Source organism: Paenibacillus sp. SJS-P3 (assembly GCF_056711585.1).
In genome coordinates, this window is record NZ_CM160043.1 from 3426654 (window position 1) to 3451149 (window position 24496).

Consider the following 24496-nt stretch of genomic DNA (forward strand, 5'->3'; position numbering starts at 1 on the left):
ACCTCCTCGGATCTTATTTTAAGAGTCCTGCTTTCTTTAAAAAGTCCACCGCTACATCCTTTTCGCTCCGCTTCTTAACATCCACTTCGTAATTCAACTCTATCATTGAATCCGCGTTAATTTTGCCTACAAGTAACTGGACCACATCATTCAGCTCCGGATACTTCTGCAGCGTTTCCTTTCTCACCACTGCCGAGGCGTCATAGGGCGGGAAAAACTGTTTATCGTCCTGCAATGTCTTTAAGTCAAACTGCTTAATTCGGGCATCCGTGGAATACGCCAGTACGATATCCACTTTTTTGTTCGCCACCGCTTCATAGACTAACCCGATTTCCATCGGAAGGGTTTGCCCAAAGGATAAACCATATTGCTTAGAAAAAGCTTTGTAGCCATCATTGTCGCGTTCCAACCAAGTTGTATCGACACCAATTTTCATACTCTTAGCTTCATTTGCCAAATCGGAGATTTTTTCCAGTTGGAATTGATCAGCAAGGTCTTTACGCACGGTAAATGCATAGGTGTTCTCGAAGCCGTACGGATCAAACCATTTGAAATCATAATTTTTATCAAAACCTGTTTGTGCTTGCTGCAAAACCTTTGCCCGATCTTTGGTTTGTTCAACGTCAAAGTATCCATTGAAAACTTCACCTGTGTATAAAGTAGCCATATCAATTTCTTTATTTTTCATTGCTTTGATTACAACAGGACTCGAAGACAGATCAGGTTTCACTTCCACCTTCAAATCGGTGCGGTCTTCTACTAACGCTTTGTACATTTCTGCAATGATTTTAGGCTCGGTATAGGTCTGGGCTCCAATTTTGATAGTTTTCCCACTACCGCAGCCCGATAATAATACAGATATCGACAACAACAATCCCATTAATCCCAAGATCCCTTTTCTCATGAAATTCCTCCTATAAAAATGATTTAAGTAGCGGAAGAGACGGATGCAGTAATCTGCTTTGTCTTTGAACCCCTTCTCTCCAATTTGCTAAGAAAGAAGTCTGCGAGGAGCGCAAGCACAATCGCTGCAATAGCTCCCGTTAAGATTAGCTCCGGCTTATTAACACCCAGCCCGGAAAAGATCAATACTCCAAGACCCCCACCACCGATCAACGAAGCAAGGGTCGTCCAACTGATGATATACACGGTTGTTACTCGAACTCCGGAAAAAATAAAAGGCAGTGCAATCGGTAGTTGTATGAACAAAATCTTTTGTAAGGAACTGTATCCCATACCTGTTGCGGCTTCCAGAATGCTTCGGTCAGCGGACTCAAAGCCGGCGTATGTGTTCCTCAGCAAAGGCAGTAATGAATAAAGAAAAAGGGCAAAGATGGCAGGCTTCATGCCTATTCCCATAATGGGGATCAGCAATGCCAATAGCGCCAAGCTGGGAATGGTTTGGAACAGATTAGCCAATCCGAATACAAATGATTTCAAGTACCGATTGCTGCTGTTTCCCAAGATTATTCCTAATGGTATTGCTACTAAGCTTCCCAGAGTCACAGAGATAGCTGAAATCCATAAGTGCTGTATAGAGGCCGCCCAAATATCAGGGTAACGCTCGGCAAAGAATTGGAAATAACTTTCCCACAAGGAGTTATCCGACATCTCCGATACCCCCCGCGTCCGTGGAATTGGACATGTACAGATCCGCCATATACCTAACAACGGTTCCCCTAGTGATCAATCCAACAAAGCGGCCACCGACGCCCACAACAGGAATATTTGATAATTGATGCTTGTTTATCAATTGTAGAGCTAAAATCAACGGCGTCCCCATTGGAATGGAATGCTCTACAGGCTTCATCACATCCGCAACCGTCTTCTCTTCGCCTCCGTATTGGTCAAGCACCTGATAAATCGAGACAACGCCTTTTAGTATGTCTTCGGTATCGACAACAAACAAAGAATCAACTTTACGTTTTCCCATCATTTGAATGGCTTGCGCTAGTCCTCTTGTTGGCAAAGCCATGGCAGGACTTACCACCATCACATCATCTACCCTGGCTAAATCTTCAGGCGGGACATTTTGTCTCAGCCGTTTTTGCCCGATAAAACTCTTCACAAAATCATCGGCGGGATGTCTCAGAATTTGTTCCGGCTTTCCTTGCTGCACCACTTGCCCTTCCTTCATGAGCACTATAGTATCGGCTATTCGGATAGCTTCATCCATATCATGTGTCACAAAAATGATGGTTTTCTTCACTTCCTGTTGCAATCGAATAAGCTCATCCTGCAGCTGCTCCCTGCTGATCGGATCAAGCGCGCTGAAGGGCTCATCCATGAGAATGATGTCTGGATCTGCCGCCATTGCCCGAATGACTCCAATGCGCTGCTGCTGACCGCCGCTTAATTCGGAAGGATACCGATCTCGGAATACATCTGGGGACATGTTCACTAGACTCAGAAGCTCGTCAACTCTTGCTTCGATGCGGGGTTTTTCCCATTTTAACAGGGTAGGAACAACAGCCACATTTTTCGCAATAGTCATATGTGGGAATAAACCGATGTTTTGAATGACATAGCCGATCTTTCTTCGCAGGTCTACCGGATTTAATTCCCTGATGCTTTTACCTTCGATTTGAATGCTCCCGTCTGTTGGTTCAATCAACCGGTTGATCAGCTTCATGGTTGTTGATTTTCCACAGCCGCTAGGGCCTATGAGCACTGTGATTTCTCCTTTTTTAGCAAGCAGATTTACATTGGTTAAAGCCTTAAAACCATCGTCGTAGACTTTATGAACCCCGCTCATTTGAATCATGAGGACACTCACCTTTCTTTTGATAGGTTTTAAAAAAAAAAAATGTGTACACACGAACGATTTGTCCTATCACATCCTTTTGTAAAACTCGTTGTAGTCGGTTAGATAGGCTGTGTTTAATAGAAATGTTCTGCAGTTATTTTATGGGCGTAATCGTCTTTTTGAGAAACGAGTGGAATTGCCATGAGGTGAAAAGCTGCATGTAAAAACAACGAAGGGTATATGCGAACGAATCTGGCATTTTATACTATAACAAATTCTCTCCAATCTAACAACTCATATTTAAAATAAAGTTGTTTGTAATTATTTGTAAAATAATAAGGAAAGAACAACATAAAAAGACTGCCTTGGCATAATATGCCGTAAGACAGTCTGAATTGTGTCATTATTTATTCTTCCGATTGAAACTCATTGATAAAGCGCTCGGTTCTTTCCTGAACGTGCCCGTCCCCCACTACGACAATTACATCGTTTACTCCAAGAATCACATGTGGACCTGGTGAGATGGAAACTTGCGTACCCCTCCGTAGAGCGACGATAGTGGCTCCTGTGTTTTGCCAAAATTGGAGATTGGCAATGGTCTTGCCAACTGCATGAGATTCATCACTCACCTTAATTTCCACCGGATGATAAGGCTTCAGATTTTGTAGCCGATCCGAAGTGTTGATAATCTCGGTAAGCAATGCATCAAACTTGCTGTCTATCTGCTTTTTCTGCGCTAACAACTGCTGCAAATCCTGTTTAAGCGAATACACGGATTTCAAGTAATTATTCCGGTTAATGTAGTCATAAGCATTTTGGTCTGAGATGATCACAATCTCTTTCCCTTGTGAGACGGAAACGATGTTCTCATCCTTTAGCAATCCAATCGCTTTTCGAATAGTCTCAGGGGAGACATGGTATTCGCTTGCGAGTAAGGTACGTCCGGATATTTTGCTTTGGATAGGGAATTCACCACTTACAATTCTTTGAGCAATATCAAGTGCTATTGACTTGTAGCCGGCCATTTCGAGCATTGTATTTTATTACTCCTTATATAGGATAAACAGTTGCGATTCAAATACATCATTAAGAATACTCTGTTTTAAGCACCAGGTAAACCGTAAATTTCGTGCCGGTAATGGCTGCCCTAGTCGAACTGCGACATCACCTGCTAATTCCGCCGCTTGATGACAAAAAAATCGGTAAATGTCTGAAACCAGTCCGGCTCCACTTCATAGGAATCTTTACGGGATCCTTTCTCCCATACTTTATGAATCATATTCAAATCGACCAAAGTACGTACGCCGGTACTCATACTTGTCTTGCTCATTCGGGGAAAAATAAAGTTACCAACTAATTTGATGAGGCAGTTGGCGTGCTTTTTGTTTAGCGAAAATAAATAGGAAATGGATCATCTGAATAACGTAATACCTAAAAAAGCACTTAATAACCCCAGCAACACCGAAGTCACCACATAAACACCGGCTTTTACGACTTCCCCTTTTTGTACAAGTTGGCTTGTCTCGTAGCCAAATGTCGAAAACGTCGTATATGCACCGCAAAATCCTGTGCCGAATATCAGCCAAACCAAATCCGAAATCGCATGGTTCACATGTAGGGAAAAGAGTATCCCTAGTGTAAATGAGCCGGTTAAATTAATCACCCATGTTCCCCAAGGAAACGTCGATGTCCCCTTCGCACTTATCCATTTCCCCAGGTAAAAACGAGAAAGCGTACCTAGAACGCCACCAAGACCGATAAGCCAAATCATGCCGTTCCCCCTCTCCTTTGCACGTGTGCCAAACGGCCCCCGGCAAAAGTCAGCAGTATCCCGCCAATGATGCTTAAGAGAACATACAAAGCGGCGACGAAGAAGTGTCCATGTTGCATAAGATCAACGGTTTGGACCGAAAACGTTGAGAACGTGGTAAAAGCCCCGATCACGCCGGTTCCTAAACCAAGCCGTATTGCAGGACGAATGTTCCAGCGCTCCAATGTAACCGTAAAAAACCAACCTAATAAGAAGCAGCCCAAAAAGTTAATGATTAAAATGCCAAGTGGGAACCCGTTCGGTAATGGAGGAATGAAATCCCCAGTTGCATAACGCAGGATCGTCCCAATGAACCCGCCAATGACAAGCGCAACGACATTCATGCACGACTTCCTTTCATCAAAAAATAAACTCCTACCAGCAGAGAAAACACTGGTAGGAGTCATTAGCACAAGGCGGTTATGGCGAACTCCATCGCCGTTTGAAGCTCAGATTCATTTTATGCTACAAACAAATGCGCGTCAACGTATGAAACGTCTACAAGGTACCGTCATTTTCTTTTAATGGTTTAGACCCCATAAACATGACCTTCAACATTGGAGGGGCAATGAGCGTGGTCAAGATGATCGTAATGATAACTGAAGTGAAGTACTGCGGCAAAAGTAATCCAGCTTGTAAAATTAAGGCCACTTCTCCCCTGGAAATCATACCTGACATAATCGTTACGTCTCTCCTTCATGATTACGTCTAATGGTTCGAGTGGGCTTAAACTGATACACATAATTTATGTATCGAAAAATGTTTTTAAGTCGATAAAAAATATTTTTTTTAAAGGCTTTATCTGCCAACTTCTAGAACACAAAATATATAGGTTTACGATGTGTGCAATTTTCTCGGATGTAAGTTGATACGTGAGTTTCACGACAAGAGCATTTTATTATGAGCAATTTGCTTCTTTGCAAAACAACTTTCTACTGCCCCCGGACCTAATGGAACGATCGCAAAATGCTCATTCACTGAAACAGTGTTGGATCTGAACAAAGAAAAGACCCCTTCTAAAATAAGGGGTCGCATTTCTACATTGAATTTAGTTTGCGGTTTCACGCGACCGGCCTCTCCGACTTCACGCGAGGCCAGGAAAAAACCGAAACTGCCGCCGCTGCGAGGTTCTAGCACGACTTCCCCCGGCTGTAGTTTCGCATCGCTGGTGGATGGCCGCAGCCAAGACCAAGATTTGTGGCGAACTGTCCTCAATGACCGCTAGGCGATTCGATACCAATTCTATCTATAAGCCGTTTGCTTTCATCATTCAACCCTAAGATTGTAACATCCTTATCTAGTTGACGATATTTCGCAATTGCTTTTGCGATAGCATTAACTGCAGAATGGTCCCATACATGCGAATGCGAAAAATCAATGATGATTTTATCCGGGTCGTGCATGTAGTCAAACTTATCAACGAAATGTGATGTAGTGGCAAAGAACAGCTGCCCTGATACCGAATATACCTTATGACCGTCCGATTGCATTCGGCTTGTGATACGCAGGTTAGATATTCTCCAGGCAAAAATAAGTGCACTCAGCAGCACGCCTGCCATAACCCCGTAAGATAGATCATGGGTAAGAACCACGATACTGACAGTGACGATCATGACAAGTGAATCGCCAAATGGGATCTTTTTTAACTGAATAAGCGATTGCCAGTCAAATGTGCCAATCGAGACCATAATCATGACACCGACAAGCGCGGCCATTGGGATTTCTTTAACGACATCGCCGAGAACAATAATCAGGAAGATCAGAAAAACCCCTGAGACAAAGGTGGAAAGTCGTGTACGACCTCCGGATTTTACGTTTATGACCGATTGGCCAATCATGGCGCAACCGGCCATGCCTCCGAAAAACCCCGTTACGACGTTAGCGATCCCTTGTCCCTTTACTTCCCTATTCTTATCACTGCTTGTGTCTGTCATATCATCAACGATGGTTGCGGTTAATAAGGATTCAAGAAGACCGACTAAAGCCAGCGAGATGGAATAGGGCAGAATGATCATCAAATTGTCCAGGGACGGAACAAAATTAGGTAAGTGGAAAATCGGAAAGGAACTCGTGATATTTCCCATATCCCCTACTGTGAACACGTCAATCTTTAGACTGATCGTGATGACCGATACGATAATGATGGCTACCAAAGCAGACGGTACCGCTTTGGTGAATCGTGGTAGCACATAAATGATCAAAAGCGTTAACGCAACCAACCCGTACATAACCCAACCTTGGCCAACAAAATGCGTCAATTGAGACATGAAAATAAGGATAGCCAAAGCGTTCACGAAACCAGTCATAACGGAATGAGGCACAAAGCTGATAAACCTACCCAGTTTTAAAAAGCCGACGATGACCTGAATGATACCCGTCAATATCGTGGCAGCAAATAAGAATTCCACCCGTGGTCTCGAACGAGCCCAACCATGAGTAGGGCCATGGCTCCCGTCGCGGCGGAGATCATCCCAGGACGTCCACCAAAAAATGAAATGGTGACTGCCATCGAAAACGATGCGTACAAACCAATCATGGGGTCGACCCCAGCTACGATTGAAAAAGCAATCGCTTCAGGAATGAGTGCAAGTGCGACGGTCATTCCGGCTAAGATGTTCGCTTTGGGATTTGAAAACCAAGTTTTTCTCAAGCTGCTTACATTAGTTGCCAATTCGTATGCCTCCTGTAGCAATATTTTTATGACTTTCCACTCTCAGAAAAGTCGGTGTCCGATGGCTCTCCCTTAAGGATTATACAGAGCGCATATTTTTATGAAAAGGCACTTTTAAAGGCATGAAAGCGCAAACAGGATAAATCTTCGTCGATTTTCTTGTGTTTTCTCGTCAAATCTCCGTTTATTGCATTTATAAATAAACCCAGTATAATTGAGTTATATTGACTATAACCATTTTACCATTTTCGTTTGCCAAAAGTCAGACTTTTCTTTGACGCTCGGTTTTTAAACCCTCTATAATGAATAAATGAATAATTTGATGTGAGAGGGAGTTTTAATTTTGGAACATGAGATTATGACCATTGAACAAGTAGCGAAATATCTGCAGATCAGTGAAGTGTCCACATACAAATTAGTCAATGCAGGACGGATTCCAGCATTCAAAATTGGCCGTCATTGGCGTATTCGCAAAATCGATCTTGAGGAAGCGCTCGAAAAGGTAAAACGCGGCGAGCGTCTATAAGTCAGTCAGAAAGGATGTCTCTATGTGTAAACCGATGATCACCGAAATAGAGAATCAATCCCCAATAGTTCGTACCAAACGTAGAAAATCTATTGCCACTAAACAGGACGTAAAGATCTTTTCATTAGGCGGTCTTAGTGAAATCGGGAAAAATATGTATGTCGTTGAATATGCCCATCAGATTGTTGTTATTGATGCCGGCGTTATGTTCCCCAGGAGCGATATGCCGGGCATCGACTACATCATTCCAAACTTCGAGTATTTGATCCAAAACAGGGATAAAGTAAAGGGTATCTTTCTCACCCATGGTCACGAAGATCACATCGGCGGACTGCCCTATGTGTTAAAGGAACTGAATGTACCCGTTTATGGTGCTCCTTTGACCATTGGCTTGGTTCGTGCCAAACTAGAAGAGCATAAGCTTGATAAGCAGGCTATGCTGCATGTAATAAATGAAGATTCGGTTATCGATCTTGGACCGCTTCGCGTTCATTTTTTTCGTACTACCCACAGCATTCCAGACTCCTTAGGGGTCGTAGTCGAAACACCGCAAGGAACGATTGTGCATACCGGTGATTTTAAGTTTGATATGTCCCCCGTAGATCATCCTGCAGATCTTCACAAGATGGCTGAGTTAGGCCGTAATGGTGTGCTTGCTCTATTGTCAGATAGTACAAACAGTGAAAAACCAGGGTTTTCGCCATCGGAAAAAACGGTAGGTAAGGCCATTTTAGATACCTTCTTGTCCTGCAAAGGACGTATTCTGTTTGCTACCTTTGCTTCCAATGTGCATCGTCTTCAGCAAGTTGTGGAGGCAGCGGATTTACTAAACCGACATCTTGTCGTTTTGGGCAGAAGCATGGAACGCGTCTTCCGTATTGGACAGGAACTGGGAATTATCCGCATCCCAAAAGGACTGCTGATCGATGTCAAGGAGATCCACAAGTATACAGATAACCAACTTGTTATCCTCTGTACCGGGAGCCAGGGCGAGATCAATGCTGCTTTGTCCCGAATAGCTTCAGGTCGCCACGCTCATGTGCACATTCATGATGGGGATACGGTTGTGTTTTCTTCCTCCCCTATACCCGGCAACACACAAAATATAAATCGTACGATTGACTTGTTATTTCGCAGTGGTGCGCATGTGATCTATGGTTCATTGATCGATATACATACATCCGGTCATGGCTGTCAAGAGGATTTGAAATTGATGCTGAATATGGTCAAACCAAGGTATTTCATTCCGATTCACGGTGAATATCGAATGCTTGTGCAGCATGCGAATTTGGCTGAACGAATGGGTATTTCACATGATCGTATTTTTATATTGGATCTGGGACAAACCGTAAAGATCTCATCAGACAGGGCAGCAATCGGACCAAAGGTACCAAGCGGCCAATGGCTCGTACGCGGTTCACATACTGGTTATATTCATCAGGACCTTCTTGATGAGCGCAATCAAATGTCGAGCCAAGGTATCATTATGGTTGTTGTTGTTTTGAATACGGCCTCAACTATCGTTGCAGGACCCGAACTCATCAGCAGAGGCTTTATTTATGTCAGAGAATCAACTGCTCTGATTCGTGAAGCCACTTCCAAGACGAAAAAGATTCTTGAGAAAATTCTTTCTCGGCAACCACAACCGCCTTTAAATAGATTGGAACATGATTTGAAGCAGGCCCTATCTTCCTATTTCGTGAATAAAGTAAACAGAAATCCAATCATTCTTCCGGTGATCAGCATGAAGAAAGAAATTGGCAGTTATATCTCCTGAGGAGGTTTAAAATCATGTATAAAAGAATCTTAATCGCTGCAGACGGGTCAGCACATTCCCTGCGCGCTGCGGATCATGCGTTCAAAATTGCCGCTTGTGATCCAGAAAGCATTGTCGAAATTATTTATGCACTGGATGCAGAACATGTAAAAGCTGACGTGCTGCATCATTGGAATGACCTGGATCGATCCGATGTGCGTAAACAACGGGTCATCGCTGTGGAAGAGAAAGCTGTAAAGGCCGGTGTGAAGTATGAAACGAAAATTTTGCATGGGGAACCTGGGCCTGAAATCGTCAAATATGCGAATGAAAATAAGGTTGATTTAATCGTACTTGGTAGTAGAGGTCTCAATGCCCTGCAGGAACTCGTTCTTGGAAGTGTTAGTCATAAAGTGGCCAAAAGAGCACATTGCCCTGTTATGATTGTGAAATAACATAAACAAGACTCAGTCATTTGATATACTTTTTGGCGTCAACCTTCTTTCTTGGCCCATGGAAAGCAAGCGTCAACGGAAACGATCTTGGAAATCAATTTGTTGTTGGCGCAGCAGGACAAATTCGGCCAACAAAAGGCGCTGAACATTTTGAAAGAAGTGTTCAAAACCCCGGAGTAACGCAAGCGATCGATCTTCCGGAAGTAAAAAATCGTTCGGTTTTTCTCGCGTCACTTGCCGGTAGCTTGCCCCGATCCGGCCCCGGCCGGTGCGATCCGGACGATAATAAAGCCGAATAATAACAAAGGCTCCTGCAGCTGCGGGAGCCTTTTCATGGTCATTGGCCGTTTGTGGAATGTGCGATTATGGTTTAACGGCTTTGATCACTGCCGAAGCAATGTAATTTTGCACGTTAGATCCCGGTACCCAATGTTTAATAAATGCCTTCGATTCATCCTTTGGCTCTACCACCACATCCGTAAATCCGCTTTGGGTTAGCATGGCTTTGACTTCATCAACGGCGGAAGCTCCTGAAATACATCCCGAATACATCACATCCAGGTCGTTTTTGATTTCCGCAGGCAGTTCCGCGGTCGTGACAACATCCGAAATGGCCAAACGGCCGCCGGAGCGTAGCACCCGGAACGCTTCGTCGAACACTTGCTGCTTGGCCGGGGAAAGATTGATCACGCAGTTCGAGATAATGACGTCCACCGTTTGATCGGAAATAGGCAAATGTTCAATTTCCCCTAAACGGAAATCGGTGTTCGTAAAGCCGCCTTTGGTGGCATTAGTGCGGGCGCGGCTTACCATTTCCGGCGTCATGTCTACGCCAATCACGCGACCGGCTTCTCCGACTTGACGCGAGGCCAGGAAACAGTCAAAACCGCCGCCGCTGCCAAGGTCGAGCACGACTTCCCCCTGCTTTAGTTCGGCAATCGCTTGTGGATTGCCACAGCCAAGACCAAGATTTGCCCCGTCCGGAACAGCGGTTAATTCTTCGCTCGAATAACCAAGTTTGGCAGACACATCCGCGTAATCCACCGGCGCATCACAGCAGCCGGAGCTTACGGAAGTTAGCGCACAGCACGAGCTGTCCTCTACCGGCTGCAAAGCAATTTCTTTGTAACGGCTGCGAACATTTTGACGAATTTGATCATTACTTACTTGATTCATGAACAATCACTCCCTTAGGTTAATTTTTATATAATCAACAACAGCCAGTAGCGCAGGCAAGCCGTTGGTGTTGCCGTCGAGATTTGCCGCCGCCGAAAGAATCTTCCCGATTGCTTTTGCGTGGCTTCGGACCATTTCCAAGCTTCCCTAGCGGATCCGTCTTGCTTCTGTCTCATGAGCGTTTCCGCAGCGTACCAATTGAGATTCATAGGGGCCACACTCCCTTATGTAAAGATAGGCTATTTCAGCTTTTCAGATGACGTAACAGCTTTCCGATAACAAATGCTGCGTCCGGCCCCACCCCCCTTAAAGTCGCAGAAGCAAAGGAACGCTGCCCTTCGAGTCCCACATAATAAAGCCCAGGGACGGTGCTTACGCCCGCTTTATGTAATGGCCTTCCTTCCGCATCCAGCGCGCCAATCGCTTGAAGGTAGGGAATATGCGGTCGGTATCCGGTCGCAAAGATCACCGTATCCACCGGTTCCTTTATCCCGTTTGGCCAAATGATGCCACCCTCATAAAAGGACGTAAACATCTGTTGTTGATCCGGCTTCCCTGCGGCCAGTCGCTCCTTGTATTGGCCCAAATCAATGACCGAAGGTGAACTCGGTGCAGTTTTGCCCAATCGCCAAAAGGGAAAGGTGTCTATACCCGTCACTTTGATCCAAAAATGAAGATCCTGCCCCCACACTTTTTGCTTCATGAGCTGAACGGGCCGTAGTACAGCTAACGACGTCTTGCTTACCTCGGCCAGCTCGACGGCGATCTGAACGGCCGAATTGCCACGCCCGACCACCACCACTTTTTGATTGATACAAGGCTCCGGAGTCCGGTATGCGGAGGAATGAAGGATATGGCCTTGAAAAGCCCCCTGCCCCGTTACAGCTGGCGTAAATGGATTATGAAATGATCCAGTGGCATTAATGATCGTTCGGGACCGAAACGTATCCCCTACCATCGTGGTAATCGTGAACCCCTCTCCGTCCTTTGTTATGGAGTCCACACGCTGATTGTTCATGACCGGCAGCTGAAACGTTCTGCTGTAATCCTGCAAATAGCGAATAACTTCATCTCGATGTGGATACCGGTTCAGCTCGCTTGGGAACTTCATGCCCGGTAACGAGGAAAAGCGTGCTGGAGAGAATAGCTTGAGACTGTCGTAATAACGCGGCCAGGAACCGCCTACTTGGTCGCTTGCCTCTAAAATCAGAAATCGAGGTCCGTTCTTTTTTAAGTGATAGCCGGAAGCAAGCCCCGCCTGCCCCCCACCAACGACAATCGTATCTAATACCTTATTCATCCCAATGCCCTCCGATTTATTTGCATTTTACAAGTATTAGAGAAAAGAAATCACCCCAATGGGGTCGTGCAGCATTGGCTGGATTTCGACATCGCTTCATTCAAGAGCTTTATGGAGCGAATGACAGTTTCTTTTTCAAAATCGTTCATATGAGAGAACACTTCAGCTAAATAAGCATTCATTTGCTGGTCAATCGTCGTGGCCACGTATTTACCTTCTATCGTGAGCGAAAGGACATACACCCTGCGGTCGTCCGGATCGGGCGATTTCTTCACTAAATTCATTTTGATTAACGATTGGATTTGTCGGCTAAAGGTCGTAATATCAGTACCTAACGCCTCTGCTATCTGCTGAATGGACGGTTTATGCTGACGATCAATTTCGTAAAGAATATGACTTTGGACCAAGGAAATATCGCAGCCACCGGCAGAACAGCAATTTTTATTGAGAAACCCAAAACGGCGTGTCATGATTTGAAATAGTTCGCGAGCATTTTCCACTGTGGTTTCACCTCATGTTTTAGTTATACATAAATCATTTGCAATTTGCAAGTGTTTTAATCATAAAAAAAACCACTTGGCCTGAGTGGTTTCTTGCGTGCTTATTTTCCGGGATATAATTTGTTCAGGGACTCTCTCTGTGATGGCTTAATATCAATGATGCTGCGAATGCTCTTCGCCTTGGCCTCCGCTTCGTCAATCGTATCAGTTAAGCCCAAAGCAAGTAAGGTGCCTGCGGCTACCATACCTGTCCTGCCCTTTCCTCCGCCACAATGAAAAGCAACTTTCTTGTTTTGATGATAAGCATCGGTGACGGCCTGAATCGCTTGCGCAAAGGCTTCTTCTTGCGGCACAGCAGCATTGTCCGCTAACGGAATTTGAATCCATTGCGCATCTGCCGCTGGGTACGCGCATTCCGTCGCTTCGCCGCGCAGATCCACGATCACGTCGATTCCTTCGTTCTTTACCATCGATTCCACATCAGCGGCCGCGCCCATGAAGATTTTATCCGGAATCAAAGCATGGTAGTTTTTTTCAGACGACATGGATTACACTCCTTTTTTAAATGATCCAAATGTGACCGGAACCGGGGCTGCAGGTGGTGTACAGCACAAGGACAAATCCCTGGCTTCTCCGGCTGATTCAAATTCGGAATCTTCTTTGGTGTAGAAAATCTCCCAAGCGTTGCCGTCCGGATCATACACCCAAACTTTATCCTGTACCGCATAGCAGCATGTGGTGTTCATTTCATCAATCAGCAGCAGGCCGCTTTGACGCAACCGCTCGCCCATCGCCAGCACTTCTTCAGTGTCATTCACTTGAAAACCCAAGTGATTCAGCACGCCTTTTTGTTCGAAGGGGCGTACATTGAGCGAAAAATGCAGCGCCGGATCTTCTAATTCAAATTTCGCGTAATTATCTTTAATCTTACTCGGTTCTGCTCCAAAAAAAGCACGATAAAAGTCAAGGGACTTGTTCAAGTCCGTACAGTTTAAGGCCACATGCATGCGTTTAATCATGGAATCCACCTCATTTCCCTTCTTTAACGAACTGCTCAATCCGGCTCTTGATCGAGTCGCGAACGGTGCGGAACTGGTGCATAATTTCGTCGTCCGTCCCGGTCGCTTTTGCCGGATCATCAAACCCCCAATGCCATTTCGTTACGTTTTTGTTCGAAATCACAGGGCAATGCTCGTCGGCGTGGCCGCACAGGGTAATGACGTAATCCGCACGATTCAAAATTTCCGGATCGATCACATCAGAAGTGTTTTTACTAATATCCACGCCAGCTTCATTCATCACTTGCACCGCACGCGGATTGAGACCATGCGCTTCAAGTCCCGCGCTTTTCACTTCGTATTTGTCGCTGCCCAGCGCCTTTAAAAACCCATCTGCGATTTGACTTCTGCAAGAATTACCGGTACACAAAAAATAAACTAACGGTTTTTTCTCCATGGTGAACAATCTCCTTTTGATATCAAATATTTACGCGCCTTGATGCCCTCTTTTCGCTTGTTTGCTGCCCAAAATGGACTTGATGATCATCGCAACCACGACAAGCGCTGCAGCAATCCCCGCAATAACCAGCCATACATTTACCTGCAGCGTTTGCAGGACATACAGCCACAAATAAAGGCCGGTAAGCGTGACGAACAGCGTGGGTATGGTTAACAGGATGCCGACTTTGAAATAATAGCCCCAGCTTATTTTCACGTTTTTCGTGGACAGCACATGCAGCCAAAGCAGCGTGGCCAGCGAGCCGATCGGTGTAATTTTCGGACCTAAATCCGATCCAATTACATTGGCGTAAATCAGTGCTTCCCGAATGAAGCCATCAGTTTGCGTGCCCTGGATCGCCAGCGCATCAATCATCACCGTCGGCATATTGTTCATAATGGACGACAGGATCGCGGCGATAAAGCCCATTCCTACCGTCGCCGCAAACAGTCCATTGTCTGAGACCGCTTGAATGACGCTGCCCAGCGCGTCGGTAAGCCCGGCGTTCCGAAGGCCGTAAACGACCACATACATACCAATGGAGAAGATAACAACCGCCCAGGGCGCGCCTTTCACCAACTTCCACGTATGAATCGCAGGGCTTTTTCGCGCGGCGAACAAAAAGGCAATCGCTGCACCCCCGGCAATAATGGATACAGGGATCGAGAAAAATTCGCTGATAAAATACGCGATCAGCAGCGCGGCCAAAATGACCCAAGAGAGTTTAAATAGCCGCATATCCTTGATGGCTTCCTTTGGTCTTTTGAGCTGCGTGAGATTGTAAGTGTTCGGGATACTTTTGCGGAAATACAGATACAGCACAATCAGGCTTGCAATGATGGAAAAGAAATTCGGTACAATCATGCGGCTCGCGTATTCAGCAAAACCGATGTTGAAATAATCGGCCGATACAATGTTCACCAAGTTGCTGACGACCAGCGGCAGAGAAGCCGTATCGGCAATGAATCCGCTCGCCATAATAAACGGCAGGACCATCTTGTCATCAAACTTAAGCGCCCGGACCATGGCGAGCACAATCGGTGTAATAATGAGCGCTGCGCCATCGTTGGCAAACAGGGCCGCAACCGCCGATCCCAGCAGGATGATAAATACAAACATGAGCAGACCGTTTCCGCGTGCCAGCCGCGCCATATGCAATGCAGCCCACTCAAAAAATCCGATTTCATCCAGCACCAGTGAGATTAAAATAATGGCCACGAACGCCAAGGTCGCGTTCCACACAATGCCGGTAACGGTTCCTACATCGGCAAAGCTGACCACCCCAAAAAGCAAAGCAAGGATCGCTCCGGCACTTGCCGACCAGCCGATATTTAATCCTTTCGGTTGCCAGATAACGAACAGCAAGGTGACTAAAAAAATGATACTCGCTACATAAACCATCTGCATCCTCCTAAAACTACGTACAACAATCGTTGGCTTCACAAACGTTAGGTTCGATCAACGCCGCTTGCGAGGGAACTGCTTTTAAAACATCAAGAATATAAGGCTTGTCTTCCAGGCAGAGCGAATAATAGACCCACTGCCCCCTGCGAGACTCTTTAACCAAGCCCCCGTCCCGCAGCTTGCGCATATGCTGACTGATATTGGGCTGGCTCGTTTTCAAAACGTCCACGATCTCGCACACGCACAGCTCCTTCACTTGCAACAAGGCTACAATGGTCAGCCTGTTCCGGTCCCCCAATAGCTTCAAGGCATCCGCTACTTCTTCCAGTTTGGTCAACTGCTTCACTCCTTTTAAGCGACGGGAATGTCCATCCCTTTTAACAATCCGATCACTTTCTCCCGAATCTCGTCACGCGCTCTCTTCACGTCTTCCAGGCTCCGCCGTCGACGGCCAGCGGATCACGGATGTTCCAATCGACGTTCATGATCTTGAACGGCACGATGGGACAACGCTCCACAATTTGTTCGCACAGCTTGACGATGGCATTCGACGCTAGAAAAACCTTCATATCAATTTTTTTGCAAACACACTGGGAAAGATCGATGCCTACCTCGCGCATGGCCTCAATGGTGTAAGGATGCACTGCTTCGGATGGATTTAATCCAGCACTGTCCACCACCACATGATCCCCGCCATAAAACTTGGCAAAAGCTTCGGCCATCTGACTTCGGCACCGATTTTGCCCGCAAAGGAAATAAATCCGTTTGACTTCCCGTTTCATTCTCCCACACTCCCTTGCCCGTTGTAAATAGCTATATAATTATTTGATTATTTATAGTTTAATCTTACATGCCGAAATCGCAGTATTAACGTTGAAAAACGGGTTTGTTGCGCATAACACATAAAGGTGAACAACGGCAAAAGCTCCTGCAGCAGTTGCAGGAGCTTTTTACAATAGTGACTCGATACCAGTTAAGCGGCCATGTCCCGGCAAGCTTTCGCGCACGCGAAGCAAGCTTCGGCACAGCGCTGACAGTGCTCGTGTTCATGTTTTTTGCACTCATTCCCGCAAGCCTCACAAACCTCCGCACAGATACGGCAGATCTCTTTCGCGTAGGAGCTGTTCATCGACATCGCTTGCGCGGCGAAGGCACAAATATCGGCGCATTCCCGGTCCAAACGAATGCATTCTTTCATCATCGCGACATGGTCTTCCTTCAGACAAGCGGCATAACAGTGATTGCACGCTTGCATACAACGGATACATTCCTCAATGCAAGATTGAAACTGTTCGTGTGACATGGGTATTAGCCTCCTTTTGTTTCTTCTATTGTTTACCCCTATACGGGAGTTAAACCACAATTAGTTTTCATGCCCGGCTACTGATCAGTGACTGCTGTGGCCGCCACCATTACTGGTACTTGGCTTGTGATCCCGCCGGTGAAAGTTCACTTTCTGTGACCCATTTATGATTTTTTACGGGCTCCCCACCTGTTGTCGGCGTGTAATCGACCATATAAACGGTCGTATGTTCTGCTGAATCGATGGTACCCGTTGCACCTTTCATCCCTGGCATGTGATCAGCCTCCAAGGTAGCCTGTGCGCCCGGTTTCAACGCTTCCGCGCCGGGATTTTTCAATTCTTCGTGAATCACCCATTTATGGTTTTTTACCGGCTCTCCACCTGTTGTTGGCGTATAGGACACAGCATAGGCTGTCGTATCATAAGCGCCGACAATCGTGGCTGTGGCACCTTTCATCCCTGGCATGTGGTCCGATTGCATAATCGCTTGACTTCCGACCTTGAATTTTGGATTCTGGGCTTCCTTTAATCCAGCAGGCACTTCGCCTGAGCTGGAATGATTCATACCGGAATGATCGCTTTGCTGCCCGTTATTGCTGTTCGTAGGAGCCGGGGGCGTTGTATTCGGCGGTGTACTCGAATTCGCTGTATTATTGCCACATGCAGTTAATACGGCAATCATCACAGCGGCAATGATCATAACTAGTTTTCTTTTCATGTCAAAACCTCCTGTTATCGATTAATAGCTTGTCCTTGGTTGGCAATTCGCTGCCAAGTAGTCCCAAAATCAGTGGACATATAAACATCTTTCTTTTCGATGGCCAAGGCGAGCTCTTTCGGATTGGTCGGACTCCCCGACAGGTACGAGATCGCGTCACCGTTTTGCACCGGCGTTTTAATGGCGGTCCGTTGTTTCGTTTCCAAATTAACGCTGACCAGTTCAGATTTGCCGATACCGATCAGCAGCTCCCCTTGAACCGTAAACGTTACGGCAGAAACGGGTTGGTCGGTATAAAGAGCGGCAAAAGTTTGGCCGTTATCCTTGGAAAGATAAGCGCCCGAAGTGGTTCCGATCACCACAATCGCATCCTGTGTCGGATGCACCGCGAGCGCCGTTATCTGTCCGGAGATACCGGACATAGGACTGCTCACCCAAGTCTTGCCCTGATCACGGCTGTAGAAGAACCCCGCCTGCTTCATTTTCGAATTCGGTTCGGGATTAATCACATACAGGGTGTGTGTCCGATAACTCACGCTCATGCCATGGAGATCGACTTCGCCCTCCAAAGCCAAAACAGTAATCGATTTTCCTTCGTCGGTACTTTTAATCAGACCCATGGGATTTTTGTAGCTGGAACCGACTGCAGGATGGCCGCTGCTGTAAAACCCGTTATCGGCTATCGAACAACCCATGTAATCATGCTTCTCCCCTGGTGCGTCACTCCACTTGCCATCGGTATAGACTTTGATCCCGTTATGTGCCGGAATCAAAAGACGTTTGCCGTCACTCGAGTAACCGAGGCCATGAATGTGCATTAATGCCGCAGTTCCCGTATCGTGGGAGCCGTTCGGATCGTCGGCCGTTTTCTTGGAACATGCTGTGAATGCTGCGGCAATGAGAACTGGCATCGCGAGTGTGATGATTTTTTTCAGGAAAACGTCCCCCTAATCCGATTTGTCTCTTTATGAATATCCACACCAATTCATACCAAAGGCAGGATACAATAAGTTTACCCAGCACTTGTGAAGATCTTGTGTAGAAGTGCGGATTTAGGTTAAACCGGCATGATTTTCTTTCGGAAGCCGGATCGTAAACATGGTCCCATGCGTGCTTTCTGCCGACACGTGTCCACCATGAGCGGTGACCAGCTTCTTAACGATGGTTAAACCCAAACCACTGCCCCCGGTTCTCCGATTCCGCGACTTGTCCACCCGGTAAAATCGCTCAAAGATATAGGGTAAATCCTTTTCTTCAATACCGCTGCCCGAATCCTGGACGCGAATCAGCACGTCTTGTGCTTCTTCGACTGTCTCAATCCTCACATGTCCGTTTTCCGGCGTGAATTTTAGGGCATTGCTAAGAAGATTGACCAAAATTTGAATCATGCGATTGCGGTCGGCAAAGATCCGGATATTGGGGTTACAGTGAAACGAAAGCTCCACCTTTTTTTCCAGATAAGCTGCCGCGACAAGATCGACTCCTTGGGCAATCATCGAATCCAGGGACTCTTGTTTTCGCTCCAACTGAAACGCCGGTGAATCCATATGGGTCAAATCTTCCAGTTCGGCTACCATTTTGGTGAGCCGTTCAATTTCTTCGTAACACGCATGGATACGCTCCGGAGTCGGTTCCCAAACCCCATCTTCAAAGGCTCGCATATGGCTTTTCAGCGTGGCCAGCGGCGTTCGTAGTTCATGGGCAATGTCTTCGGTCATCGTGACCCGAAGCTGTTCTTGTTTATGCAGCTGCGCGGCCAGTTCGTTCAGCGACGTGCCGAGTTCCGCGAGCTCGTCGTTGCCGCTGATCGCGACCCGCGTATCAAGATGCCCATCCGAAATGCGTTCCGCTGCCTGTTTCATGTCCACAAGCGGCCGCGAGATCCGTTTCGCGATATAAAACCCGATCACAACCGCGAGGATAATCGAACCGGTAAACGTCCAGATGATGGACTCCAAAAGCGCCTGCTCCAAGTGATAATCCAATTGGGACACATCATGGTTCATGCCCGCCGCTTGATCATGGAACATCGAAATATGGTAATGAGTAGCCATAATCACACTTAACGTCGAAATGATCAGGATACATGTCGCCGTACCGATAATGATCAAAGCAAGGCGTGTGTGCAGCCGCTTATTCATGTGGCGCCCCCAGCAAACCGGTAGCCGAGCCCGTAGACGGTCACAATATACTGGGGATTCTTCGGGTCCGGTTCGATTTTGTGACGGATGTTTTTCACATGTTGATCAATGGTGCGGATATCACCATCAAATCCATAGCCGAGTACCTTGTCCACCAATTCTTCACGCGTAAAATGCCGCTGCGGATATTTGGCCAAAGCGCACAGCAGCTTGTATTCATTCGGCGTTAAGCTGACCGATTTTCCTTCGCGGAACACCGTATGTGCCAGCGAATCGATCTCCAAATGACCATCGTGAAACGATAAGCGATCGGCAAGCAGCTGACTGTCATCGGTTCGGCGCAAGATGGCCCGGACCCGGGCCACGACTTCACGCGGATCAAACGGCTTGGTCAAATAATCGTCCGCGCCAATGGATAACCCTTTGATTCGATTGTTTTCCGATACCTTTGCGGTAAGCATAAGAATGGGTACCGAATTCATTTTGCGTATCGTTTGGCAAACCTGCTCCCCGTCCATATCCGGAAGCATCAGATCCAATATCACGAGATCGACGGATTTACGCTGCATCGCCTGCAAAGCCTCGCTCCCTGTCGCGGCTTCGACCGCGTGGAAACCTTCTTTTTTCAGATAGGATACAACGACATCCCGAATTTTTTCTTCATCATCGACTACCAAAATCGTCCTCATCATTGACCTCCCCTACATAAAAATGATGTACGGCTCACCCCGCATTGCTGATTTTCCGCTTTCGCAGCCACCGATAGACAAGAAACACCAGCAGCAGAAAGCCCATATAGATAAGCGATATCCAGAGCACATTGCCGAGATCGGAAAGCAGTTGATCCCCGATAAGGGCAAATACGAACATCATCGGTATTTTCCCAAGAAGCGTAGCGGCCACAAAGGGGCTAAATCGCATGCGGCTGATGGCCGTATAGACATTTACGAAAGCTGCAGGTACAAACGGAATCAGACGAGCGAGTAACACTGCGAAAAACGCATTTCGCTCCATAAGCGTTGTAAATTGGTCGATTCGTTTGAATTTAGCCAAAAACCGGATGCCCTGCTCCTGAAACACAACCCTGACGAGCAAAAATAGCAGGGCAGCGGCAACAGTAGAGCTGAGGACATTGATCATCCCACCCAAAAAGGGGCCATATTTGCCCCCGATGATCCCGGCAATCACGCCGTAAGGTACAACTGGAATGAGGGCGATTAAAACGGCTGCACCAAATGGCAGCATGAAATGGTCGGCAGTATCATCATGGAGCCACCCCAGGATGGGATCTTTGTATAGGATGATGGCGATGACCGCGATCACATATCCGAAAAATAGAAGCCATTTCTTCATCATCCGCTCTCTTGCTCCTAACTGTGTTGCGTCATTTTTTGAAGTTGTTCTATCGTTAGGCGCTCCACGAATTTCGAAAACTTCTCTTTCTTTTTCCCGAGCTCTTGAAAAATCGCAATGAGACGGGTTACGAGGGGAATGATCCGATCCTCCGGAATGCCCGACACGTACAACTGACCGAGACGAGCTTTGATACCCTTGGCTTCACCGCCGACATAGATATCATACACGTCGTTCATCTTGACTACCGCAATATCTTTGAGCAGCGGCTCACTGGTTCCGAGTGCGCATCCGGCATACCCGATTTTCAAAGGACTTGGGACTTCTTTGCCGACAATGGCTTCATCCAGCCTTTTTGCCACGTTCAGACCGGCATCCTCGGCCCCCCGACAAAAATTGCAGGCGATCAAATTTTTCGTGTAATATCCGGCCGGTTGAATGTCTAAACCGACCTCTTTTAATTGGATTTGGACGGCACTGATCCGGTCTTCCTCCATCTCTACATAGAGTTGTTTGAAGGTGGTGAGCTCGATCTTGGCATCGTCTCCTACGATGGAATCAAGCACAGCAAGTTGCTCCGGCTTAAAGAGGGAGCCCCCTTCCCGGAAGCCCGGCGATACGGCAAATTTCTTGTAAGCCAATTTCCCCACACTCCTTCTTACAATTTAGCCCGCTGCAGCCGAAGCGCATTCAGCACAACCGATACCGAGCTGAAGGCCATTGCCGCCCCGGCCAGCCAAGGAGCCAAAAATCCAGCCGCGGCAATCGGGATGCCGATCACATTGTAGGCAAGTGCCCAAAAAAGGTTTTGCTTGATGTTGGTCATCGTTTTGCGGCTCATCAGGATAGCATCCGGAATGCTGTTTAAATCGCCGCGCATCAGCGTCACATCGGCCGCTTCCATGGCGACATCGGTGCCTGTGCCAATAGCCATACCGATATCGGCCGTAGCCAGTGCCGGGGCATCATTGATGCCATCGCCAACCATGGCCACTTTCTGGCCCGATTGCTGCAATTTCTTGACTTCATCTGCTTTGCCCTCGGGCAGCACTTCCGCAAGCACCCGGTCGATCCCGACCTGACGGGCGATTGCCTGGGCGGTCCGTTCATTGTCGCCGGTGATCATCACCACTTGAAGTCCCAGCTCTTTCAGTCGCGCAACGGCGGCTTTGGAGCTCTCCTTGATCGTATCGGCCACTGCCACAATGCCCGCATAATGACCATCAATTGCAACGAGCATCGCGGTTTTTCCCGATTCTTCAAGCTCATTCATCCGCTCGTAAGCCGTCTGCGCGTCAATCTGATTTTTGGCCATCCATTTTCGTATTCCAATGAGTACCGCTTTTCCTTCGACAACCGAGCGAATGCCAAACCCCGGCACCGCTTCGAACGCCTCGGCTTCGGGAAAAGCAATATTTCGTTCCCGAACACCAGCAACAATGGCTTCGGCCAGCGGATGCTCGGAGTTTTTCTCGGCTGCTGCTACGAAAGCGAGGAACCGGCTTTCATCCTGCGATTCTGAAACCAATACATCAGTAAGCTCGGGTTTGCCTTTCGTCACTGTACCCGTTTTATCCAATACAACAGTTGTAATTTTATGGGTCGATTCCAGGTGTTCGCCACCTTTGAACAAGATCCCAAGCTCCGCCGCGCGGCCGGACCCGGCCATAATGGACGTAGGCGTAGCCAGCCCAAGTGCACAAGGGCACGCAATGACCAGCACCGCAATGGCTTTTTCGAGCGCACCGGCAAAATCACCGGGAGCCACGCCGAAATACCAAACCAGGAACGTCACCACTGCAATGCCGACAACAATCGGAACAAAGATGCCGGAGATCACGTCGGCTATGCGCTGGATCGGCGCTTTCGAGCCTTGGGCTTCTTCCACCACTTTGATGATCTGTGCCAGCGCCGTTTCTTTGCCGACTTTGGTCGCCTGAATGCGGAGCATACCGTTTTTATTGATGGTTGCCCCAATCACCGAGTCGCCCTGACGCTTGCTGACCGGAATGCTTTCACCGGTAAGCATGGATTCATCCACCGCAGATGAACCTTCCAGCACCATGCCGTCAACCGGCACTTTTTCACCGGGTTTTACGATCACTACGTCGCCTGCAGCCACATCCTCAATCGCAATCGCCACTTCCTGACCGTCTCGCACAACCAGTGCTGTTTTCGCCTGCAGACCCATGAGCGTTTTAATGGCTTCCGATGACCGGCCCTTCGCTAACGCTTCAAACAATTTTCCAAGTACGATCAGTGTAATGAGCACTGCGCTGGTTTCGTAATACATGGCTGGCGCATGATGGGCATGCACGTTATTGGCCCACTGCACCGTTAAATACAAACTGTAGAAATAGGCAGCGGAGGTGCCAAGCGCCACAAGCACATCCATATTGGCGCTGCCGTTCCGAAGCGCTTTATACGCGCCAATATAAAAGGGGCGTCCGACGATAAATTGAACGGGCGTTGCTAAGATGAGCTGAAACCAAGGATTCATAAATAGATCCGGCACCCAGATCCAAGACGTAAACGAAAAATGTCCGACCATCGCCCACAAGAGCGGAATCGATAAGATGGCCGACAGCAGGAACCGTTTTTGCTGCGCCTTGATTTCTTTCCTCCGGTGGTCTACCGCTTCTTGCTGTTCCTCTTTAATGGCTGCTTTATAGCCGATCTGCTCCACTTTTTTCACGATATCCGAAGTGGACAGTTCGGATGGCGAATACTCCACGTGAGCGGTTTCCAGCGCCAGGTTAACGGTCGCTTTCGATACACCAGGCATTTTGTTTAGCCCTTTCTCAATCCGGGCCGCACAGGCGGCGCAGGTCATGCCGCTAATATCAAAATCGGCCGCTTCTTTCACCGTATCATAGCCGATATCCTGAATTTTTTTCTCGATTAGGGGAATATTCACTTTATCCGGATTGTATGTAACGGACGCCTGCTCAAGCGCAAAGTTCACGTTTGCTTCCGTCACGCCTTCCAGTTTGCTTAAGCCTTTCTCGATCCGGTTCGCGCATGCGGCGCAAGTCATGCCCGATATTTGCAGCGTGGTTTGCTTGTTTTGCTGTGCTTCACTGGTTTGCATGATTCCCCACTCCTTTCATACCCCTATAGGGTATATGAATTTGTAAAAA

Annotated in this window: 27 protein-coding genes, 3 pseudogenes and 1 riboswitch; of the genes and pseudogenes, 3 read left to right on the forward strand and 27 right to left on the reverse strand. The window is 47.3% G+C overall.

The window, feature by feature from the left end:
• Positions 1-13 precede the first annotated feature (13 nt).
• The 10 genes and pseudogenes from AC06G8_RS15770 to AC06G8_RS15815 all read right to left on the reverse strand — a co-directional run bounded on the left by AC06G8_RS15770 (position 14) and on the right by AC06G8_RS15815 (position 7158).
• The gene (locus AC06G8_RS15770) at positions 14-904 is read right to left on the reverse strand and encodes a glycine betaine ABC transporter substrate-binding protein (protein WP_268615890.1); all 891 of its coding nucleotides are present in this window, start codon (positions 902-904) and stop codon (positions 14-16) included.
• A 23-nt stretch (positions 905-927) separates the two neighbouring features.
• A complete protein-coding gene (locus tag AC06G8_RS15775) occupies positions 928-1611 on the reverse strand; it encodes an ABC transporter permease (RefSeq protein WP_268615893.1) in 684 nt (227 codons plus the stop codon).
• Positions 1601-2764 carry an ABC transporter ATP-binding protein gene (locus AC06G8_RS15780; protein WP_268615896.1) on the reverse strand — a complete coding sequence of 388 codons (1164 nt, stop codon included), beginning with the start codon at positions 2762-2764 and terminating at the stop codon, positions 1601-1603. Before AC06G8_RS15780 ends, AC06G8_RS15775 begins: the two co-directional genes overlap by 11 nt.
• 389 nt (positions 2765-3153) lie before the next feature.
• Entirely contained in the window at positions 3154-3780 is a 627-nt protein-coding gene (locus AC06G8_RS15785; RefSeq protein WP_268615899.1) for a TrkA C-terminal domain-containing protein, read from the reverse strand.
• 143 nt (positions 3781-3923) lie between these two features.
• Positions 3924-4076: pseudogene (locus tag AC06G8_RS15790) on the reverse strand (GbsR/MarR family transcriptional regulator); the annotation flags it as partial.
• Between the two features lie 81 nt (positions 4077-4157).
• A complete protein-coding gene (gene crcB, locus AC06G8_RS15795) occupies positions 4158-4517 on the reverse strand; it encodes a fluoride efflux transporter CrcB (RefSeq protein ID WP_268615901.1) in 360 nt (119 codons plus the stop codon).
• Positions 4514-4900: a fluoride efflux transporter CrcB gene (gene crcB, locus AC06G8_RS15800; RefSeq protein WP_268615903.1), complete on the reverse strand. Its 387-nt coding sequence runs from the start codon at positions 4898-4900 to the stop codon at positions 4514-4516. Before crcB (AC06G8_RS15800) ends, crcB (AC06G8_RS15795) begins: the two co-directional genes overlap by 4 nt.
• Before the next feature lie 46 nt (positions 4901-4946).
• A riboswitch (Fluoride riboswitch) is annotated at positions 4947-5005 on the reverse strand.
• Between the two features lie 49 nt (positions 5006-5054).
• Positions 5055-5252: pseudogene (locus tag AC06G8_RS15805) on the reverse strand (sodium:proton antiporter); the annotation flags it as partial.
• Positions 5253-5435: 183 nt separating this feature from the next.
• Complete coding sequence (locus AC06G8_RS15810; RefSeq protein ID WP_411829362.1) at positions 5436-5693, reverse strand: hypothetical protein; 258 nt, start codon at positions 5691-5693, stop codon at positions 5436-5438.
• Between the two features lie 74 nt (positions 5694-5767).
• A pseudogene (locus AC06G8_RS15815) lies at positions 5768-7158 on the reverse strand (SulP family inorganic anion transporter).
• A 427-nt stretch (positions 7159-7585) separates the two neighbouring features.
• Here AC06G8_RS15815 and AC06G8_RS15820 point away from each other — a divergent pair.
• From AC06G8_RS15820 to AC06G8_RS15830, 3 genes are read left to right on the forward strand one after another with little or no spacing between them, the layout of a single operon-like run.
• Positions 7586-7753, forward strand: coding sequence for a helix-turn-helix domain-containing protein (locus AC06G8_RS15820; protein ID WP_216882697.1), 168 nt, complete (start codon positions 7586-7588; stop codon positions 7751-7753).
• 22 nt (positions 7754-7775) lie between these two features.
• Positions 7776-9530, forward strand: a complete 1755-nt coding sequence (locus tag AC06G8_RS15825; RefSeq protein ID WP_268615908.1) for a ribonuclease J — start codon at positions 7776-7778, stop codon at positions 9528-9530.
• A 14-nt stretch (positions 9531-9544) separates the two neighbouring features.
• Positions 9545-9964, forward strand: a complete 420-nt coding sequence (locus AC06G8_RS15830; RefSeq protein WP_216882693.1) for a universal stress protein — start codon at positions 9545-9547, stop codon at positions 9962-9964.
• Between the two features lie 363 nt (positions 9965-10327).
• Here the strand turns inward: AC06G8_RS15830 and AC06G8_RS15835 are convergent, their stop codons facing one another.
• The 17 genes from AC06G8_RS15835 to AC06G8_RS15915 all read right to left on the reverse strand — a co-directional run bounded on the left by AC06G8_RS15835 (position 10328) and on the right by AC06G8_RS15915 (position 24447).
• Positions 10328-11140, reverse strand: coding sequence for an arsenite methyltransferase (locus tag AC06G8_RS15835; RefSeq protein ID WP_268615913.1), 813 nt, complete (start codon positions 11138-11140; stop codon positions 10328-10330).
• Between the two features lie 244 nt (positions 11141-11384).
• Positions 11385-12440, reverse strand: coding sequence for a flavin-containing monooxygenase (locus tag AC06G8_RS15840; protein ID WP_268615917.1), 1056 nt, complete (start codon positions 12438-12440; stop codon positions 11385-11387).
• Positions 12441-12490: 50 nt separating this feature from the next.
• Complete coding sequence (locus AC06G8_RS15845) at positions 12491-12940, reverse strand: MarR family winged helix-turn-helix transcriptional regulator (RefSeq protein ID WP_116061802.1); 450 nt, start codon at positions 12938-12940, stop codon at positions 12491-12493.
• 101 nt (positions 12941-13041) lie between these two features.
• Entirely contained in the window at positions 13042-13485 is a 444-nt protein-coding gene (locus AC06G8_RS15850; RefSeq protein WP_268615920.1) for a protein-tyrosine phosphatase family protein, read from the reverse strand.
• 3 nt (positions 13486-13488) lie between these two features.
• Complete coding sequence (locus tag AC06G8_RS15855) at positions 13489-13956, reverse strand: ArsI/CadI family heavy metal resistance metalloenzyme (protein WP_411829366.1); 468 nt, start codon at positions 13954-13956, stop codon at positions 13489-13491.
• A 13-nt stretch (positions 13957-13969) separates the two neighbouring features.
• A complete protein-coding gene (arsC, locus tag AC06G8_RS15860) occupies positions 13970-14395 on the reverse strand; it encodes an arsenate reductase (thioredoxin) (protein WP_268615924.1) in 426 nt (141 codons plus the stop codon).
• A 30-nt stretch (positions 14396-14425) separates the two neighbouring features.
• The gene (locus tag AC06G8_RS15865) at positions 14426-15838 is read right to left on the reverse strand and encodes an arsenic transporter (protein WP_268615926.1); all 1413 of its coding nucleotides are present in this window, start codon (positions 15836-15838) and stop codon (positions 14426-14428) included.
• 16 nt (positions 15839-15854) lie between these two features.
• Entirely contained in the window at positions 15855-16178 is a 324-nt protein-coding gene (locus tag AC06G8_RS15870) for an ArsR/SmtB family transcription factor (RefSeq protein WP_268615928.1), read from the reverse strand.
• 85 nt (positions 16179-16263) lie between these two features.
• Positions 16264-16623, reverse strand: coding sequence for an arsenate reductase ArsC (locus tag AC06G8_RS15875; protein WP_268615930.1), 360 nt, complete (start codon positions 16621-16623; stop codon positions 16264-16266).
• Between the two features lie 191 nt (positions 16624-16814).
• Positions 16815-17144: a four-helix bundle copper-binding protein gene (locus tag AC06G8_RS15880; protein WP_268615932.1), complete on the reverse strand. Its 330-nt coding sequence runs from the start codon at positions 17142-17144 to the stop codon at positions 16815-16817.
• 109 nt (positions 17145-17253) lie between these two features.
• Positions 17254-17862: a YdhK family protein gene (locus AC06G8_RS15885; RefSeq protein WP_268615934.1), complete on the reverse strand. Its 609-nt coding sequence runs from the start codon at positions 17860-17862 to the stop codon at positions 17254-17256.
• A gap of 14 nt (positions 17863-17876) precedes the next feature.
• A complete protein-coding gene (locus AC06G8_RS15890; RefSeq protein ID WP_480283303.1) occupies positions 17877-18680 on the reverse strand; it encodes a F510_1955 family glycosylhydrolase in 804 nt (267 codons plus the stop codon).
• Positions 18681-18914: 234 nt separating this feature from the next.
• A complete protein-coding gene (locus AC06G8_RS15895; protein ID WP_268615938.1) occupies positions 18915-20003 on the reverse strand; it encodes a sensor histidine kinase in 1089 nt (362 codons plus the stop codon).
• Positions 20000-20692: a response regulator transcription factor gene (locus AC06G8_RS15900; protein WP_268615940.1), complete on the reverse strand. Its 693-nt coding sequence runs from the start codon at positions 20690-20692 to the stop codon at positions 20000-20002. Before AC06G8_RS15900 ends, AC06G8_RS15895 begins: the two co-directional genes overlap by 4 nt.
• Positions 20693-20726: 34 nt before the next feature.
• Complete coding sequence (locus AC06G8_RS15905) at positions 20727-21359, reverse strand: TVP38/TMEM64 family protein (protein ID WP_268615942.1); 633 nt, start codon at positions 21357-21359, stop codon at positions 20727-20729.
• A gap of 14 nt (positions 21360-21373) precedes the next feature.
• Positions 21374-22006 carry a nitrite reductase gene (locus AC06G8_RS15910; protein WP_326114327.1) on the reverse strand — a complete coding sequence of 211 codons (633 nt, stop codon included), beginning with the start codon at positions 22004-22006 and terminating at the stop codon, positions 21374-21376.
• A gap of 8 nt (positions 22007-22014) precedes the next feature.
• Entirely contained in the window at positions 22015-24447 is a 2433-nt protein-coding gene (locus tag AC06G8_RS15915; RefSeq protein ID WP_268615947.1) for a heavy metal translocating P-type ATPase, read from the reverse strand.
• Positions 24448-24496: the final 49 nt, after the last annotated feature.

Coding starts and splice junctions, on each gene's coding strand:
- crcB (WP_268615901.1), bottom strand. CDS start 4,517: ATGATTTGGCTTATCGGTCTTGGTGGCGTTCTAGGTACGCTTTCTCGT.
- AC06G8_RS15830 (WP_216882693.1), top strand. CDS start 9,545: ATGTATAAAAGAATCTTAATCGCTGCAGACGGGTCAGCACATTCCCTG.
- AC06G8_RS15775 (WP_268615893.1), bottom strand. CDS start 1,611: ATGTCGGATAACTCCTTGTGGGAAAGTTATTTCCAATTCTTTGCCGAG.
- AC06G8_RS15770 (WP_268615890.1), bottom strand. CDS start 904: ATGAGAAAAGGGATCTTGGGATTAATGGGATTGTTGTTGTCGATATCT.
- AC06G8_RS15785 (WP_268615899.1), bottom strand. CDS start 3,780: ATGCTCGAAATGGCCGGCTACAAGTCAATAGCACTTGATATTGCTCAA.
- AC06G8_RS15865 (WP_268615926.1), bottom strand. CDS start 15,838: ATGGTTTATGTAGCGAGTATCATTTTTTTAGTCACCTTGCTGTTCGTT.
- AC06G8_RS15835 (WP_268615913.1), bottom strand. CDS start 11,140: ATGAATCAAGTAAGTAATGATCAAATTCGTCAAAATGTTCGCAGCCGT.
- AC06G8_RS15850 (WP_268615920.1), bottom strand. CDS start 13,485: ATGTCGTCTGAAAAAAACTACCATGCTTTGATTCCGGATAAAATCTTC.
- AC06G8_RS15880 (WP_268615932.1), bottom strand. CDS start 17,144: ATGTCACACGAACAGTTTCAATCTTGCATTGAGGAATGTATCCGTTGT.
- AC06G8_RS15825 (WP_268615908.1), top strand. CDS start 7,776: ATGTGTAAACCGATGATCACCGAAATAGAGAATCAATCCCCAATAGTT.
- AC06G8_RS15820 (WP_216882697.1), top strand. CDS start 7,586: ATGACCATTGAACAAGTAGCGAAATATCTGCAGATCAGTGAAGTGTCC.
- AC06G8_RS15875 (WP_268615930.1), bottom strand. CDS start 16,623: ATGAAACGGGAAGTCAAACGGATTTATTTCCTTTGCGGGCAAAATCGG.
- AC06G8_RS15780 (WP_268615896.1), bottom strand. CDS start 2,764: ATGATTCAAATGAGCGGGGTTCATAAAGTCTACGACGATGGTTTTAAG.
- AC06G8_RS15885 (WP_268615934.1), bottom strand. CDS start 17,862: ATGAAAAGAAAACTAGTTATGATCATTGCCGCTGTGATGATTGCCGTA.
- AC06G8_RS15890 (WP_480283303.1), bottom strand. CDS start 18,680: ATGCACATTCATGGCCTCGGTTACTCGAGTGACGGCAAACGTCTTTTG.
- AC06G8_RS15895 (WP_268615938.1), bottom strand. CDS start 20,003: ATGAATAAGCGGCTGCACACACGCCTTGCTTTGATCATTATCGGTACG.
- AC06G8_RS15905 (WP_268615942.1), bottom strand. CDS start 21,359: ATGATGAAGAAATGGCTTCTATTTTTCGGATATGTGATCGCGGTCATC.
- AC06G8_RS15840 (WP_268615917.1), bottom strand. CDS start 12,440: ATGAATAAGGTATTAGATACGATTGTCGTTGGTGGGGGGCAGGCGGGG.
- AC06G8_RS15915 (WP_268615947.1), bottom strand. CDS start 24,447: ATGCAAACCAGTGAAGCACAGCAAAACAAGCAAACCACGCTGCAAATA.
- crcB (WP_268615903.1), bottom strand. CDS start 4,900: ATGAATGTCGTTGCGCTTGTCATTGGCGGGTTCATTGGGACGATCCTG.
- AC06G8_RS15900 (WP_268615940.1), bottom strand. CDS start 20,692: ATGAGGACGATTTTGGTAGTCGATGATGAAGAAAAAATTCGGGATGTC.
- arsC (WP_268615924.1), bottom strand. CDS start 14,395: ATGGAGAAAAAACCGTTAGTTTATTTTTTGTGTACCGGTAATTCTTGC.